17 protein-coding genes and 1 tRNA gene are annotated in these 16,094 nt (G+C 68.5%); 10 read left to right on the top strand and 8 right to left on the bottom strand.

Features of this window, described 5'->3' with window-relative positions; translation table 11 throughout:
- The first annotated feature begins 252 nt into the window (after window positions 1–252).
- The 5 genes from AB4Z01_RS29015 (at window position 253) to AB4Z01_RS28995 (ending at window position 6,280) form a co-directional block, all read left to right on the top strand.
- On the top strand, window positions 253–1,974 hold the full coding sequence (locus AB4Z01_RS29015) for a heavy metal translocating P-type ATPase (RefSeq protein ID WP_441699567.1): 1,722 nt from the start codon (window positions 253–255) through the stop codon (window positions 1,972–1,974).
- Between the two features lie 70 nt (window positions 1,975–2,044).
- Window positions 2,045–3,595 (top strand): alkaline phosphatase family protein, encoded by a 1,551-nt coding sequence (locus AB4Z01_RS29010; RefSeq protein WP_441699566.1) that lies wholly within the window; start codon window positions 2,045–2,047, stop codon window positions 3,593–3,595.
- A complete protein-coding gene (locus tag AB4Z01_RS29005) occupies window positions 3,592–4,314 on the top strand; it encodes an HAD family hydrolase (RefSeq protein ID WP_441699564.1) in 723 nt (240 codons plus the stop codon). The genes AB4Z01_RS29010 and AB4Z01_RS29005 overlap by 4 nt, the downstream gene beginning before the upstream one ends.
- Before the next feature lie 65 nt (window positions 4,315–4,379).
- Complete coding sequence (locus tag AB4Z01_RS29000) at window positions 4,380–5,228, top strand: amidohydrolase family protein (RefSeq protein ID WP_441699563.1); 849 nt, start codon at window positions 4,380–4,382, stop codon at window positions 5,226–5,228.
- A 29-nt stretch (window positions 5,229–5,257) separates the two neighbouring features.
- Window positions 5,258–6,280: an aldo/keto reductase gene (locus tag AB4Z01_RS28995; protein ID WP_441699562.1), complete on the top strand. Its 1,023-nt coding sequence runs from the start codon at window positions 5,258–5,260 to the stop codon at window positions 6,278–6,280.
- 1 nt (window position 6,281) lies between these two features.
- Here AB4Z01_RS28995 and radC read toward each other — a convergent pair whose 3' ends face one another.
- A complete protein-coding gene (radC, locus tag AB4Z01_RS28990) occupies window positions 6,282–6,983 on the bottom strand; it encodes a RadC family protein (protein ID WP_441699560.1) in 702 nt (233 codons plus the stop codon).
- Window positions 6,984–6,994: 11 nt separating this feature from the next.
- Window positions 6,995–7,807, bottom strand: a complete 813-nt coding sequence (gene map / locus AB4Z01_RS28985) for a type I methionyl aminopeptidase (protein ID WP_441699571.1) — start codon at window positions 7,805–7,807, stop codon at window positions 6,995–6,997.
- Window positions 7,808–8,010: 203 nt separating this feature from the next.
- Between map and AB4Z01_RS28980 the strand changes: the two genes are divergently transcribed.
- The 4 genes from AB4Z01_RS28980 (at window position 8,011) to AB4Z01_RS28965 (ending at window position 10,454) form a co-directional block, all read left to right on the top strand.
- Entirely contained in the window at window positions 8,011–8,925 is a 915-nt protein-coding gene (locus AB4Z01_RS28980) for an SDR family oxidoreductase (protein ID WP_441699558.1), read from the top strand.
- Between the two features lie 67 nt (window positions 8,926–8,992).
- Window positions 8,993–9,763, top strand: coding sequence for a competence/damage-inducible protein A (locus AB4Z01_RS28975; protein WP_441699557.1), 771 nt, complete (start codon window positions 8,993–8,995; stop codon window positions 9,761–9,763).
- Window positions 9,764–9,996: 233 nt separating this feature from the next.
- Window positions 9,997–10,081 (top strand) — tRNA-Leu (locus AB4Z01_RS28970).
- 178 nt (window positions 10,082–10,259) lie between these two features.
- Complete coding sequence (locus AB4Z01_RS28965) at window positions 10,260–10,454, top strand: BA14K family protein (RefSeq protein ID WP_441699569.1); 195 nt, start codon at window positions 10,260–10,262, stop codon at window positions 10,452–10,454.
- 84 nt (window positions 10,455–10,538) lie between these two features.
- Here the strand turns inward: AB4Z01_RS28965 and AB4Z01_RS28960 are convergent, their stop codons facing one another.
- From AB4Z01_RS28960 to AB4Z01_RS28935, 6 genes are all read right to left on the bottom strand, one after another.
- Complete coding sequence (locus AB4Z01_RS28960) at window positions 10,539–11,087, bottom strand: hypothetical protein (RefSeq protein ID WP_441699555.1); 549 nt, start codon at window positions 11,085–11,087, stop codon at window positions 10,539–10,541.
- A gap of 137 nt (window positions 11,088–11,224) precedes the next feature.
- Window positions 11,225–11,467, bottom strand: a complete 243-nt coding sequence (locus AB4Z01_RS28955) for a hypothetical protein (RefSeq protein WP_441699553.1) — start codon at window positions 11,465–11,467, stop codon at window positions 11,225–11,227.
- An 8-nt stretch (window positions 11,468–11,475) separates the two neighbouring features.
- Window positions 11,476–11,691: a hypothetical protein gene (locus AB4Z01_RS28950; RefSeq protein WP_441699552.1), complete on the bottom strand. Its 216-nt coding sequence runs from the start codon at window positions 11,689–11,691 to the stop codon at window positions 11,476–11,478.
- Window positions 11,692–11,942: 251 nt separating this feature from the next.
- A complete protein-coding gene (locus tag AB4Z01_RS28945) occupies window positions 11,943–12,824 on the bottom strand; it encodes a carbohydrate ABC transporter permease (RefSeq protein ID WP_441699551.1) in 882 nt (293 codons plus the stop codon).
- Window positions 12,821–13,759 (bottom strand): carbohydrate ABC transporter permease, encoded by a 939-nt coding sequence (locus tag AB4Z01_RS28940; RefSeq protein ID WP_441699549.1) that lies wholly within the window; start codon window positions 13,757–13,759, stop codon window positions 12,821–12,823. The genes AB4Z01_RS28945 and AB4Z01_RS28940 overlap by 4 nt, the downstream gene beginning before the upstream one ends.
- 22 nt (window positions 13,760–13,781) lie before the next feature.
- A complete protein-coding gene (locus AB4Z01_RS28935; RefSeq protein ID WP_441699548.1) occupies window positions 13,782–15,119 on the bottom strand; it encodes an ABC transporter substrate-binding protein in 1,338 nt (445 codons plus the stop codon).
- 216 nt (window positions 15,120–15,335) lie between these two features.
- Here AB4Z01_RS28935 and AB4Z01_RS28930 point away from each other — a divergent pair, with 216 nt between their 5' ends.
- A complete protein-coding gene (locus AB4Z01_RS28930) occupies window positions 15,336–16,094 on the top strand; it encodes a sugar phosphate isomerase/epimerase family protein (protein ID WP_441699546.1) in 759 nt (252 codons plus the stop codon).

Here is a 16,094-nt window from a genome sequence, read left to right as displayed (position 1 = left end):
GACCAGCTCCCTTGCGCCAGACGGCGCAGGCATACCGTCGCGCACGACACCATGCGCTCGAGAAGCACCGCCCCCCTTTATCCAGGCGCCGATCCCCGAACCGCCCCAATGACCAATCGATCTCCATGACGACACTCCGGTTCCCCAAAGTGTCGCCCATAGAATCACACACCCCGGGCCGCCGGGAATCGACAACCCTCTCCCCGAGTCAATCTGTCGCTCCAAAGATCCGTAGATGCCCTAGAACGTGAAATGGGGGGCGGAGCCAACGGCGTCCTGGCCACCGTCGCGGTCGACGACCTGGCGATCGGCGACATCGTGCTGGTCCGCCCCGGCGACCGGGTGCCGGCCGACGGCGAGATCGTCGACGGCGCGTCGGAGCTGGACGAGGCGCCGATCACCGGTGAATCCATGCCGGTGGCCAAGGCGGCCGGCGACGCCGTCTATGCCGGCAGCATCAACACCGGCGGCGTGCTGCGCCTGCGGGTGACGCGGACGGCGGCGGACAACACCATCGCCCGCATCATCCACATGGTCGAGACGGCGCAGTCCAGCAAGGCGCCGACCGCCCGCTTCATCGACCGGTTCAGCGCCTGGTACACCCCGGCCGCGATGGCCGTGGCCGCGCTGGTGATCGCGGTGCCGCCGCTGCTGTTCGGCGGCGACTGGACGGTCTGGACCTATCGCGGCCTGTCGCTGCTGCTGATCGCCTGCCCCTGCGCCCTGGTGCTGTCGACCCCGGCGGCCATCGCCTCCGGCATCGCTGCCGGCACCCGCCGCGGCCTGCTGCTGAAGGGCGGTGCGGCGCTGGAGATGCTGGGCAAGGTCAAGGCCGTGGCCTTCGACAAGACCGGCACGCTGACGGTGGGCCGGCCGCAGGTCACCGACATCGTGGCGCTGGATGGCAGCGAGGCCGCGGTGCTGGCCGAGGCCGCCGCGGTCGAGAGCGGCTCCAGCCACCCGCTGGCCCGCGCCATCCTCGACGCCGCAGTCGCCCGCAGGATCGCCGTGCCGGCCGTCGCCGAGGCCTCGGCCATCGCCGGCAAGGCGGTGCTGGGCCGGGTCGGCGGCGCGCTGCTGGCGGTCGGGTCGCCGCGCTACGCGGCCGAACGCGGGCCGCTGTCGGCCGGTCTGGCCGACCGGATCGCGGCGCTGGAGGCCGAGGGCAAGACCGTCGTGCTGCTGCTGGGCGAGGCCGGTCCGCGCGGGCTGATCGCGCTGCGCGACGAGCCGCGCGAGGACGCCGCCGCGGCAGTTGCGGCACTCCTCCGGGCCGGGGTGCAGCCGGTGATGCTGACCGGCGACAATCGCCGCACCGCCGCAGCCGTGGCCGACACGCTGGGCATCGCGGTCGAGGCCGAGCTGCTGCCGGACGACAAGCTGGCGGCGATCGGCCGGCTGAAGGCGCAGGGGCCGGTGGCGATGGTCGGCGACGGCATCAACGACGCGCCGGCCCTGGCCGCCGCCTCGGTCGGCATCGCCATGGGCGGCGGCACCGACGTGGCGCTGGAGACGGCGGATGCGGCGCTCTTGAACAACCGCGTCACCGGCGTGGCCGAACTGATCGGCCTGTCGCGCGCCACCCTGGCCAACATCCACCAGAACATCGCCGTCGCGCTCGGGCTCAAGGGCCTCTTCTTGGCCACCACGCTGCTCGGCGCCACCTCGCTGTGGATGGCGATCCTGGCCGATACCGGCGCCACCGTGCTGGTGACGTTGAACGCGCTGCGGCTGCTGCGCCTGCTGCCTGCGCCGCAGCCTACGGCTGCGGCAGGTCATGCCCCCGGGCACGATCACGATCACGGCCATGCCCACGACCACGACCATGCCGGGCATCAGGCGGAGGCCGACGATTGCTGCGCCCATGGCGCCTGCGGGTCGCAGCCCGCGAGCGTCGCCTGCGGGGCGTGCCGGGCGCCGAACCAGGCCTCGGCCCATTTCTGCAGCCAATGCGGGCAGGCGATGGCGGCGTGAAGGCGCCCGCCACGCCGGGCCTTCATTCCCATGTCGCGCCGCCCGCCGTTGCGCTATCAGCAGGGGGTTCATGCGGGAGTCCTCGGGCTTGGCCAACGTCCTGTTCATCACCGCCGACCAGTGGCGCGGCGACACGTTGTCGGCGGTCGGGCATTCCTGTATCCGCACCCCGGCGCTGGACGCGCTGGCGGCGGAAGGAACGCTGTTCCGGCGCCACCACACCGTGGCCTATCCCTGCGGCCCGTCGCGCGCCTCGCTGCTGACCGGCCTCTACCCGCACACCCATCGCAGCGTGCGCAACGGCACGCCGCTCGACGCCCGCCACACCAACCTGGCGCTGGAGGTGCGGCGTGGCGGCTGGGAACCGCTGCTGTTCGGCTACACCGACACCTCGCTGGACCCGCGCGGCCGGGCGCCGGACGACCCGGCCCGCCACAGCTATGAAGGCGTGGCGCCGGGCTTCACCCCGGTGTTGAACCTGTCCGAATCCAGCCGGGCCTGGCTCGCCGACCTGATCGCCAAGGGCTACGACGTGCCGGCGCCGGAGGAGGGGCGGGACCCGCTCTACGATCCCGACCCCACAGCCGAGGCGGCGCCCGGCGGCTTCGGGCCGACCCGGATCCGGGCCGAGGACAGCGAGACCGCCTTCATGACCGACCAGCTGCTGCGCCACCTGGCGGTGCTGCAGGGCCGGCCCTGGTTCGTGCACCTGACCTATATCTGCCCGCACCCGCCCTTCGCCGCCCCGGCGCCGTGGCACCTGGCCTATGACCCGGCCGCGACACCGGCGCCGGTACGCGGGCCGTCGGCCGCCGTCGAGGGGATGCAGCATCCGCTGCTGGCCGGGCTGCACCGGGGGGTGCCGCTCGACAAGTTCCTGAACCACGCCGAAGGGCCGGCCTCGGCGCTCGATGCCGCCGGCGTCGCAGCGGTCCGCGCCGCCTATTACGGGCTGGCGTCGGAGGTCGACCACCATCTCGGCCGGGTGTTCGCGTTTTTGAAGGCGAGCGGCCAGTGGGACGACACGCTGGTCGTCTTCACCTCCGACCATGGCGAGCAGCTCGGCGACCACCACCTGTTCGGCAAGCTCGGCTATTTCGACCAGTCGGCCCACATCCCGCTGATCGTGCGCGACCCGCGCCGAGAGGCTGATCCTGGCCGCGGCCGGCAGGTCGACGATTTCACCGAATCGGTCGACATCATGCCGACCATCCTCGGCTGGCTCGGCCTGCCCGTGCCGCGGCACTGCGACGGGCGGTCGCTGCTGCCGTTCTGCATGGGCGAGCGGCCGCAGGATTGGCGCGACGCGGCGCACTGGTTCTACGATTTCGGCAATGTCCGCGAGCGCCTCGGCGAGGCCCGGCTGCACTCCGACGACTGCGGCGTTCAGGTGATCCGCGACGCACGCCGCAAATACGTGCACTGCACCGCCCTGCCGCCGCTGTTCTTCGACCTGGAGCGCGACCCCGGTGAGTTCGAGGACCGCAGCCGCGACCCGGCCTATGCCGCGGAGATGCTGGCCTACGCCCAGAAGCTGCTGTCCTGGCGCATGCGGCACGAGGACCGGACGCTCAGCCACATCACGCTCGAAGGCGGCTATTTCGAGGAAGAGGCGCGATGATGGCCGATATCCGCGGCATCCTGTTCGACAAGGACGGGACGCTGATCGACTACGAAGCGACCTGGCTGCCGCTGAACCGCGAGGCCGCGCTGTTCGCGGCGGCCGGCGACCCGGAGCTGGCGCTGCGGCTGCTCGAGGTCGGCGGCGCCGACCCGCACACCGGCGCCGTCCGCGCCGACAGCCTGTTCGCCGCCGGGGCAACGCCGGAGATCGCCGCCGCCTGGATCGCCGCCGGCAGCCCCTACGATCTCGACCTGCTGGTGCCGGAGATGGACCGCATCTTCCAGGGCGCGGCCGCGACGGTGATCCAGCCGACCGTCGCCGACCCGGCCGGGCTGTTCCGCCGGCTGCGCGGCCGCGGGCTGAAGCTGGGCATCGCCTCCAGCGACGGCGAGGCGGCGATCCGCGCCACCCTGGCGCTGTTCGACCTGCTCGACCTGGTCGATTTCATCGCCGGCTACGACAGTGGCCACGGCCACAAGCCGAATCCCGGCATGGTCTATGGCTTCTGCGACGCCACCGGGTTGCCGCCCGGCGCCGTGCTGATGGTCGGCGACAACCGGCACGACATGGCAATGGGCCGCGCCGCCGGGGCCGGCCTGTGCGTCGGCGTGCTCAGCGGCACCGGCACGGCCCAGACCCTGGCCGGGCTCGCCGATCTGTGCCTGCCGGATATCGGCGGGCTGGAGGATCTTCTCGACCGATCGCAAAGCGCCTGATGGGCATCGCCGGCTTTTTAGACTAAAGTCCTGGAAACATAAGACGTCGCTGGTGGAGGTTTCACGTGCCCGATTTTCCGATCGTGGACAGCCACGTCCATATTTATGATCCAGACATACTGTCATATGCGTGGATGGATGCCGCGCCGAGCCTGAAATCGCGCCACCTGCCGGACGTGTACGACCGGCAGCGCGACGGGGTGGCGATCGATCGCTATGTCTTCGTCGAGGTCGATGTCGCCCCGGAGCAGCGGGTGGAAGAGGCGCGCTGGGTCGGTGCCCTCGCCGATCCCCGGCTCGGCGCTCTTGTCGCCGCGGCGGCGATCGAGGACGGCCAGGCGGTGCGGACCGAGCTCGACGCGCTGCACGCCGCCACCCCGAAGCTGCGCGGCATCCGCCGGCTGATCCAGGGCGAGGCGGTGGATTTCTGCATCCAGCCCGGCTTCGTCGAAGGCGTGCAGCTTCTGTCCGAATACGACCTGTCCTTCGACCTCTGCATCTTCCATCCGCAGTTCGATGCCGCGCTCGAGCTGGTGCGCCGCTGCCCGGAGATCCGCTTCGTCCTCGACCATATCGGCAAGCCGGGGATCCGCGAGGGGATCGACCAGCCCTGGCGCGACCAGATGCGGGCGCTGGCGGCGCTGCCCAATGTCTGGTGCAAGCTGTCGGGGGTGGTCACCGAGGCCGATCACAAAGGCTGGACCCGGGACCAGATCGAGCCGTACATATGTCATACGATTGACTGCTTCGGCTTCGACCGCACCATGTTCGGCAGCGACTGGCCGGTCTGCGAGCTGGCCTCCAGCTATCGCCGCTGGGTCGACACGCTGGACGCCATCCTTGCCGATTCGTCGGAGGCGCAGCTGCGGCAGCTCTATTGTGATACCGCCACTGCCTTCTACCGGCTCGACTGAGCCCAAAGACGATCAGAGAGGAACGGCCCATGGACCCGATCGCCACGCGCCCGCTGGGCAAGAGCGGCGTCCCCGTCACCCAGCTCGGCTTCGGCGGCGCGCCGCTCGGCGACCTCTACCAGAGGCTGCCCGATGCGCAGGCGATCCAGACCATGGCCAAGGCGCTGGAGCTGGGCGTCACCCTGGTCGACACCTCGCCGTTCTACGGCTACGGCCTGTCCGAGCACCGCTTCGGCCAGGCGCTGCGGCCGCGGCCGCGCGACAGTTATGTGCTGTCGACCAAGGTCGGGCGCGTCTTCGTGCCGCCGGGGCGCGGCAGCGTCGACCGCGGCGCCTGGGCCGGCGGGCTCGAGTTCAACCCGGTGTTCGACTACAGCTACGACGGCGCCATGCGCTCCTTCGAGCAGAGCCTGATGCGCCTCGGCATCTCCTCGATCGACATCCTGCTGATCCACGACGTCGACATCTGGACCCACGGCTCGCGCGAGGCCTATGAGCAGCGGCTGCACGAGGCCCTGGCCGGGGCCTACAAGGCGCTGTTCAAGCTGCGCGAGGAGGGCGTGGTCAAGGCGATCGGCGTCGGCGTCAACGAGGTCGAATCCTGCATGCGCTTCGCCGAGGGCGGCGATTTCGACTGCTTCCTGCTGGCCGGGCGCTACACCCTGCTGGAGCAGACCGCGCTCGACGACTTCCTGCCGCTGTGCCAGCGCCGCAACATCGGCATCATGCTGGGCGGGCCGTACAATTCCGGCATCCTGGCGACCGGCGCCGTGCCCGGCGCCCGCTACAACTACAAGGAGGCGCCGCCGGAGATCCTGGAGCGGGTCAGCCGGATCGAGGCGGTGTGCCGCCGCCACGGCGTGCCCCTGCCGGCCGCGGCGATCCAGTTCCCCCTGGCCCATCCGGTGGTCGCCTCGATGATCCCGGGCGCCGTCAAGCCGGACGAGGTGGAGCGCAACCACGCCCTGATCGCAACCCCGATCCCGACCGATTTCTGGGCCGAGCTGAAGCGCGAAGGCCTGGTGCGGGAGGACGCGCCGGTCCCGGGCTGAATCAGAGCAGCCCCAGGCTCCTGAAGCTGGAATGGCCCTTGCGGCCGACGATGACGTGGTCGTGCAAGGTCACGCCGACCGTCTCCAGCGCCCGCGCCACCGCCTTGGTCATCTCGATGTCGGCGCGCGACGGTGTCGGGTCGCCGGAGGGATGGTTGTGGACCAAGATCAACGCGCTGGCGCCCAGCTCCAGCGCCCGGCGCGCCACCTCGCGCGGATAGACCGGCGCCTGGTCGACCGTGCCCTGGGCCGAGGCGTCGTCCGCCAGCAGCGCATTCTTGCGGTCGAGATAGAGGATCCGCACCTGCTCGGTGCCGCCGAACTTCATGGCGACGCCGAGATAGTCCAGCAGCGCCTGCCAGGAGCCGAGCACGGGGCGATCGACGACCTGCTCCTTCAGCAGCCGCTCGGCCGCTGCCTGCACCACCTTCAGCAGGGCGACGCTGATGTCGCTCAGGCCGCCGCGCTGGGCCAGTTGGGTCGGCGTTGCCGCCAGCACCGCGCCCAGGCTGCCGAAGGTGTCGATCAACTGCTTGGCCATCGGCTTGGTGTCGCGCCGCGGAATCGCCGAGAACAGCAGCAGCTCCAGGATCTCGTAATCGGCCAGGGCGGCGGCGCCGGCGGTCAGGAAGCGCTGCCGCAGCCGGTCGCGATGGCCGGTGTAGGTGGGAACCGGGTCCGTCGCCTCCGGCGCTTCGGTCACGGCGCCCCCGGCTACGAAAGGGAATAGGGCGGCTGGGTGTGGCCGGCGGGGGACAGGGTGAAGATCTCCACCCCGTCCTTGGTGACGCCGACCGTGTGCTCGAACTGGGCCGACAGGCTGCGGTCGCGGGTCACCGCGGTCCAGCCGTCCGACAGGATCTTCACCGCCCAGTGGCCGGCATTGATCATCGGCTCGATGGTGAAGATCATGCCCTCGCGCAGCGCCAGCCCGTCGCCGCGCCGGCCGTAATGCAGGATGCTGGGCGGGGCGTGAAACACCTTGCCGACGCCGTGGCCGCAGAAGTCGCGCACCACCGAGAAGCGGTGGCCCTCGGCATAGCTCTGGATGGCGTGGCCGATGTCCCCCAGCGTGGCGCCGGGCTTGACCGCGGCGATGCCGCGCATCATCGACTCATAGGTCACCTCGATCAGCCGCTTGGCCTTGACCGCGACCTTGTCGCCGGCGACGTACATCCGGCTGCTGTCGCCGTACCAGCCGTCCAGGATCGGGGTGACGTCGATGTTCAGGATGTCGCCGTTCTCCAGCGTCCGGTCGCCCGGGATGCCGTGGCAGACGACATGGTTCAGCGAGATGCAGCTCGATTTCGGATAGCCGCGATAGCCCAGCGTCGCCGGCACCGCGCCGTGGTCGCGCATGAAGCCGTCGCACAGCCGATCCAGCTCGTCGGTGGTCACGCCGGGGCGCACATGCGGGGCGATGAAGTCGAGGGTCTCGGCCGCCAGCCGGCCGGCACGCCGCATCGCCGCGAACTCGGCCTCGCCATGCAGGGGGATGTGGCCTTCCTCGCGGGTCTGGGGTTCCACCTCGGTCACGCTTTCTATCCTGTCTCGCATCATCCTTAGCCTATACCACCGCCGCCGCGCGGTCGCCACCCGGCGGGATATGGGGGCGACTCGGCCGGACGCCAGGGCCGGCACCGCAGGACCGGCATGCGGCGGCTGCCGGCTTGACTCTCGTTTATAACCAAACGATCATTTATAAACTCGACGAGCCGATGGAGGAGACGATGCCGCTGCCGCTGGACGGAAAGGTCGCCCTGGTCGCAGGCGCGACCCGCGGGTGCGGGCGGGGGATCGCGGTGGAGCTGGGGGCAGCCGGCGCCATCGTCTATGTCACCGGGCGCAGCATCCGCGGGCAGCGCTCGGAATACGACCGGCCGGAGACGATCGAGGAGACGGCGGAGCTGGTCTCGGCCGCTGGCGGCCGCGGCATCGCCGTGCAGACCGACCATCTGGTGCCGGAGCAGGTCGAGCGGCTGGTTGCCCGCATCCGGGAGGAGCAGGACCGGCTCGACATCCTGGTCAACGACGTCTGGGGCGGCGAGACATTGTTCGAGTGGAACAAGTCGGTGTGGGAGCACGATCTGCAGAAGGGGCTGCGGCTGCTCCAGCTCGGCGTGCACACCCATCTGATCACGGCGCATTACGCCCTGCCGCTCATGATCCGGCGCCCGGGCGGCCTGCTGGTCGAGGTCACCGACGGCACCGCGGAATACAACGCCGACCATTACCGGCTGTCGCCCYTCTACGACCTCGCCAAGGTGTCGGTGAACCGGATGGGCTGGTCCCATGCCAAGGACCTGGCGCCGCACGGCGCCACCTCGGTGTCGCTGACGCCGGGCTGGATGCGATCGGAGATGATGCTGGAGGCCTATCAGGTCACCGAGGACAACTGGCGCGACGCGACGAAGGTCCAGCCGCATTTCGTCATCTCGGAAACGCCGCGCTTCACCGGCCGCGCCGTGGCGGCGCTGGCGGCCGATCCGGACCGGGCGCGGTGGAACGGCCAGTCCCTGTCCAGCGGCCAGCTGGCCCGGGTCTACGGTTTCACCGATCTCGACGGGTCGCAGCCCGACGCCTGGCGCTACATCGTCGAGGTGCAGGATCCGGGCAAGCCGGCCGACGCCACCGGCTATCGCTAGCGTTTTCAGCCTGTCTCGCGGCCCGTCCAGGCGATAGCATCGCCCGACTCGAGCCCAGGGCAGGACCATGACCGACACGCGCATCGTGACCGCCGCCGTTCTGGTGATCGGCGACGAGATCCTTTCCGGCCGCACCAAGGACGCCAATATGGGCTTCCTGGCCGAGCGGCTGACCGAGCTCGGCATCCGCCTGCGCGAGGCGCGGGTGGTGCCGGACGTGCCGGAGGAGATCGTCGCCGCGGTCAACGCGCTCAGGGCGCGCTACGACCACGTCTTCACCACCGGCGGCATCGGCCCGACGCATGACGACATCACCGCCGAATGCATCGCCCGCGCCTTCGGCGTGCCCTTGCTGCGCCACCCGGAGGCGGTGCGGCGGCTGGAGGCGCATTACGAGGCCGGCCAGCTGAACGAGGCGCGGCTGCGCATGGCCAATGTGCCGGAGGGCGGCACGCTGATCGACAACCCGGTCAGCGCCGCCCCCGGCTTCCGCATCGGCAATGTCCATGTCATGGCCGGGGTGCCGCGGATCATGCAGGCGATGTTCGACGGCATCGCCCCGACGCTCGCCGGCGGCGACAAGGTGCTCAGCCGCACCGTCACATGTGACCTGGGCGAGGGCATGATCGCCGCCGGGCTCGGCGCCATCGCCGCCGAGTATCCGGAGCTGTCGGTCGGCAGCTACCCGTATTTCCGCGCCGGCAAGTTCGGCACCAGCCTGGTGCTGCGCGGCACCGATGCCGAGCGGCTGTCTTCCGCCACCGAGGCAGTGCGCTCCCTGGTGGTCTCGCTCGGCGGCACCGCCGGGGCGGAGCCGGAGCCGGAGAAGAACGAGTAGGCCAGTCCGATCAGCAGCGCGATGCCGAGCCAGAGGGCGGCGTAGAACAGGCTTTGGCCGCCCCAGCCGCCGCGGCTCAGCACGGCCGGCGCCACCAGGATCAGGGCGGCGACCAGCCATGCCAGGCGGATCCAGTCAAAATCGTCCATGCCCGGACAATGGGGACCGATCCGCCGGCCGGCAAGGCGCATTCGGCTTGCGCGGCGGCCGGGGCCGGGCGATAGAGGCCCGATGCGGACGTGGTGGAACCGGTAGACACAGCAGACTTAAAATCTGCATCCCTCGGGAGTGCGGGTTCGAGTCCCGCCGTCCGCACCAGGGAGACAATCTCGGTCGGGTTTCATTTCGGCACGTGGGTTGACTTTCCCGCCCGTCGGAATGTTCCATCAGGGTATGACGTCGCGATTGCCGATCCGTCTCGCCGTCGTGGTCGGCTTGGTGGTGCCGGCCGGCGCCGTCAGCTCGCCGCCGGCCGCCGCGCAATGGCCCGGCCCGTATCTCGGCTCCCAGCGCTACGACAACCTCCGGCGTTCACCAGCAGCGCCTGCAGCAGAGGCGCGCGCAGCGGCGCCAGACGGACCAGACCCTGACGCCGCATCAGCGCGCCTGCGCCCAGCGCTACCGCAGCTACAACCCGGCGACGGACAGCTACATCCCCCGCCCCGGCGTCACCGCCCGCTGCCGGTTGTAGCTCGAACGACGCGCCCGGAATGGATGGGCGTTCCATCCCAGCAAATTGGGAGCAATGTCGCTCGGATACAATCCAGGTGGTTGCTCACGAGGGCGCCGCGGGAACGCGAAACGCCCGATCAGCAGTATGAAACATGGGTGCCTTTCGGATAAATCCAACAAAGTAGCCAATGCGGCCGTGTAGAAGTAGAAATGTGGCTTCCACTGGAATATGGGCAACATGTGAATACCTGACTACCGTGTTTGGCTCCAGCATTGTGCTTTCCCAGGAGAGGGGAAACCAGCTTCCATCTTTCAGGGCGTGAGGAAAAATTGTTTGATAATTAACTTTTTTCCCGCCAATTTCGAGATTTTGATCCTCTATCGATCTCAATTTGAACGTGAATTCATGCATTTTTAGATGAGATCCATCTTTATTGTTAACTATTGCAACTATTTCTATTATCCAATATCCAGAATGAATCCCTATAAATTCTATATCTACGTTGAATTCTACCTGAGACGCGAATTCTCTTCTTATTATGAATCGATTTACTGCCCATCCGCCTCCAATCAGAACGGCTACGGACGTGATGATCGCACTAATGGCGTCAAATGCGTCCTTATTGTCTGACAGCCACGAAAGAGAACACATGTTAATCTCCGCGAGAAATGCGAATTCAAAAATTATTGGGGTAGCGGCATCTACTTTAGAACATATATTCGATCTTTTCTAGATGGTGGAACGACACGTCCCAGTGGTTGGCCATCTCTGGCCTGTTGGCCTTACGCTCAATCCCTCCTTGCCGCCTGCAGCTCGATCCTGCAGGCCACCTCCGAGCCGCATCCGGTGCACCGCAGCGCCATCTCGATCCGGAACAGCCGGGCATCGCTGCCGAAGCGCTGGATCAGCCGCCGCCGGTCCAGCTCGCGCCGCCGATGGCACTTCCCGCACTTCGCCACGATGCCCGTGCCGGCCGAGATGTCGGACAGGCGCAGGCCGATCTCCCAGTTGTTCTGTACGCGGTCCCGCACCTGGGCCGTCAGCGGTCTTTTCCCGCGCCCCCGAAGAGGCGCCGTTCGGCCGTGTCGAGACCCGCCCGCAGCAGCGCGTCGATCTCATCGTCGCCCAGGCCGAGCTCCTGCGCGCCCCAGATCACCTCCTCGCGCCGGGCCCGGATCGCGTCGGCGATGCGGTGCGGCCCGGGCCGAAGCGCAGCCCGGATGTCCTCGCTGAACGGACCCCTGCGATGCTTCATGGCGACCTCCGGGCTGATCCAATGTTCGCTAAATGTTCTATACCTCGGGCCGGAAGGGAGTCGAGTCGATTTCGTCCGCATGCCCGACGCCGGCGTTCAGCCCTGCTCGACCTGCAGCGCCCGCCATGCCGACAGGCCCAGGCAGGTCGGGCCGGGGGAGGCCGGGCAGCATCGCCAGGAACGCCAGCGAATGCCTTGTCCGCAAATGGGAGGAATTCATCGCCGCATGACCCGGGCTCATCCGGGCTCTGCTAAGTCTTCACCCCGCCGCTCGCCAGCCCGCCCTGCCACCAGCGCTGCATGAACAGGAAGGCGGCGATCACCGGCAGGATGCTGACCAGCGCCCCGGCCATGACGATGGTGAACAGCACGGTGYCGCCGCTGCCGGACGTGGCCGAGGCGTACCATTGCGACAGGCCGACGGTGATCGGGAAGTATTCCGACGAGTTCAGCATCACCAGCGGCAGGAAGTAGTTGTTCCAGGTCGACACGAAGGCCAGGATCAGCACTGTGGCGAAGCCCGGCATCAGCAGCCGGAAGGCGATCTTGCCGAAGATGTGCAGCTCGCCCGCGCCATCGATGCGGCCGGCCTCGATCAGCTCGTTCGACACCGCGTCCTGGATGTAGACGCACATCAGGAACACGCCCGGCGGGAACACCATCGACGGCAGGATGATCGCGATCGGCGTGTTGACCAGCCCGATCTTCGACAGCATCAGGAACAGCGGCACCGACAGCGCCGTCTGCGGGATCATCACCGCGCCCAGCACCAGGGCGAAGAACAGGTTCTTGCCCCGGAACTGGAACTTGGCGAAGGCATAGCCGGCGCAGGTGGCCAGCAGGGCGGCGCCGAGGCCGGAGATCGCGGCGTAAAGGAAGGTGTTCAGGAGCCAGCGGGCGAAGGCGCCATCCTGGTAGGTGAACAGGCCCTGCAGATTCTCCCACAGGTTGAAGTCGCCGGCGAACCACAGGCCGAAGGTGCCGAACAGGTCGGCATTGGTCTTGGTCGCCGAGACGATGACGTAGAGCAGTGGGATGAAGGTATAGACGAAATAGATCCCCAGCACGGCGGTCAGTAGCCAGCGCTGGCGGCGGAAGGCGGCGGAGCGGACGGTGCGCGCGGCGATCGTCACCGGCGCCCCCTGCGGTTGGTCAGCAGCATGAAGCCGTAGGACGCCACCGCCACCACCGCGCCCAGGACGAAGGAGATCGCCGCCGAATAGTTGAACTGCTGCGAGGTGAAGGCCAGGGTGTAGGCGTAGTAGTTCGGCGTGTAGTGGCTGTTGATCTGGCTCGGCGCCAGGTTGCGCATCAGATAGGGCTCGGTGAACAGCTGCAGCGTGCCGATGATCGAGAAGATCACCGTGACGATGATGGTGGGCATGATCAGCGGCAGCTTGATCCGCAGCGAATGCTGCAGCGCCGTGGCGCCGTCGATCGCCGACGCCTCCTCCAGGTCGCGCGGCACCGCCTGCAGCGCCGCGTAGTAGATGATCATGTTGTAGCCCATGTACTCCCACACCGCGATGTTGGCGAGGGAGGGGAGGAGGCCGCCGCCGGACAGGAAGTCGATCTTGCCGAAGCCCATCGCCTCGGACAGCTGGCTGAACGGGCCGAAGGCCGGGCCGTACAGGTAGCCCCACAGCAGCGTCGCGATCACCGCCGGCACGGCATAGGGGATGAAGAAGGCGACACGGAAGAAGCTGCGGGCGAAGACCAGGCCGCTGTCCAGGATCAGCGCGAACAGCAGCGCCAGCCCCAGCATCACCGGAATCTGCATCAGGCCGAACTGGAGCAAAAGGCCGACGCCGTCCCAGAAGCTCTTGTCGTGGATGGCGCGGGCGTAGTTGTCGAGCCCGACGAAACGGGCGCCGCCGACCAGCGTCTCCCGGAACAGGCTCATCTGGAAGGCATAGAGCAGCGGCGCGATCAGGAATCCCGCGAACAGCAGCAGGAACGGCGCCAGGAAGACGTATGGCGCCAGCTTGCGGCCGACCAGGATCCGCCGCCGCGCCCCGCCCGTGGCACGGGGGGCGGCGGCCCGGGCACCGGCGGGCGCCGCCGTCACGGCGGGCCCGCCGGCCCCGACCTCAGAGGACGGTGAAGCCCTGGTCGGTGGCATAGGCCACGACGGTGTCCTGCACCCGGTCGAAGGCTTCGGCCAGGGTGCCGTTGCCGGCAATGGCGGCGGCCATCTCGTCCTGCAGCTGCTGGTTCACATAATCCTGGAACGGCGCGAATTCGAAGCTCGGATCGACCTGGTTCTCCGAGACGACGAAGATCTCGTTGACCTTCTGGCCGCCGTAGAAATCGTAGCCGTGGCCCATCAGCTCCTTGTCGTCGATCAGCGATTTCAGCACCGGGAACAGGAACTGCTTGGTGTTCCACAGCCGTGCCGCCTCCGGGTCGCTGCCCATGAACTGGGCGAACAGCGCGGCCTCCTTCGGATGCTGCGACGAGGTGAAGGCCGCGAAGGTCGACCCGCCCCAGTTCGAGGTGACCTTGCCGCCCTTCTGCCATTGCGGCATCGGCGCCGCCCGCCACTGGCCGAAGCTCTTCTTCATCGACTGCTGCATCAAGACCGGCGCCCAGGCCGCGGTGACCCAGGAGGCGTAGGTGCCGGCATCCAGCCCGGCGAACCATTCGGTGGTCCACATCGGCTTGACGTCGACCGCCTTGGCGTCGATCAGCTTCTGCCAATAGGCAGCCCATTTCTTGGCGATGTCGTCGTTGAGCGCGATCTTGATGCTGGTGCCGTCGAGGTGGAACGGCCGCCAGCCGGCCTGCCACAGCACGGCGCAGACCCAGCCGGCGTCCGAGGCGCCGAAATCGCACATGAAGGTGCCGGGCGCCTTCTCCTTCAGCTTGATCGCCTGCTCGGCATAGTCGTCCCAGGTCTCGGGCACCGACAGGCCGTGCTTGTCGAACACGTCGGCGCGGTACAGCAGGCCCATCGGCCCGCTGTCCCAGGGCACGGCGTAGACCTTGCCGCCGTCGGTCACCGACTTCCAGGTCCAGTCGACGAAGGCGCTGCCGATCTCGCCGGCGCCGTGCGGCGCCAGATCGGCCAGCACGCCCAGCTGCTTGAAGCTGGCGATCGAGTTGAACTCCATCTGCGCCACGTCCGGCAGGCCGCTGCCGGCCTTGATCGCGTTGCGCAGCTTGACGTAATGCGGCGGGCCCTGGCCGACATTCTCCAGCTTGACCGAGATGCCGGGGTATTTCTTCTGGAACAGGTCGATCTGGCTCGGGATGTCGGGCGTCCAGGCCCAGAACAGCAGCTCGACCTTGTCCTGCGCCCGCGCCATGGCCGGCAGCCCCGCCACCGCCGGCGCCACCAGCGCGCCCGCGGTGCCCTGCAGGAAGCGACGCCGGTCGAGCGTCGGTCCCATGGCTGATCCCGGCTTGGTCCCGGTCGTTTCCGACATTTCATTGCCTCCCTGGATGCCCGTGCCCCGATCCCGCAAAGCGAGTCGACGATTCCTTGCAACAATCAGAGCATGGGAAGCCGCTCCTCTGTCAATGCGGCACGGCGTCGGCGGCAGTTTGTTGCGAATGCGGACATCGCCGCCTCGATCCGGCTGGCGGGGCAGGGGGCGCCGTGGCTAACCTGCCGGTCGACGCCCTCCGAGCCGGTGACCGCGATGCTCCCGATCTCGTTCCAGCTCTACTCCGCACGCTTTTTTCCGCCGCTGGAGGCCCAGCTCGACTGGCTGGCGCAATGCGGCTACGACGCGGTCGAGCCCTGGCTGCCGGCCTATGAGGCCGACCCCGCCCGGTTCCGCCGGCAGATCGACGCCGCCGGCCTCGCCTGCTCCGGCTTCCACATGCCGCTGGCCGGGCTGGTGGCCGAGCCGCAGCGGTTCTTCGACACCGCCCACATCCTGGGCACCGACACGCTGATCCCGCCCTACCTGACCCCGACGGAGCGCAGCATCACCGCCGATGGCTGGCGCCGGGTCGGCCATCAACTGGCCGAGGGCGCTGCAGCGGCCAAGGCCGAGGGGCTGAAGGTCGCCTGGCACAACCACGACTTCGAGTACCGCCGGCTGGAGGACGGCAACCGGCCGATCGACCTGCTGCTGGAGGCGGGGGGACCGGGCGTCGATTTCGAGATCGACCTCGGCTGGGTCACCCGCGGCTGGGCCGACCCGGCGCAGGAGCTGTCGCGCTATGCCGACCGCATCACCGCGATCCAGCTGAAGGACACGGCGCCGGCCGGCACCACCGCCGACGAAGGCTGGACGGCGACCGGCGACGGCATCATCGACTGGCCGTCTTTGGCCCCGCTGTTCGGCACGACCCGGGCCGCGGTGCTGGTGGTCGAGCACGACAACCCGTCCGACTGGCAGACCTTCGCGGCGCGGTCGATCGCCTATATTCGCCGGCTGATGGGGGAGTGA

Source organism: Inquilinus sp. YAF38, assembly GCF_052113205.1.
Taxonomy (GTDB): Bacteria; Pseudomonadota; Alphaproteobacteria; order DSM-16000; family Inquilinaceae; genus Inquilinus.
The sequence above is the reverse complement of the archived record's forward strand: the minus strand, read 5'-3'. Positions and strand labels throughout refer to the sequence as shown.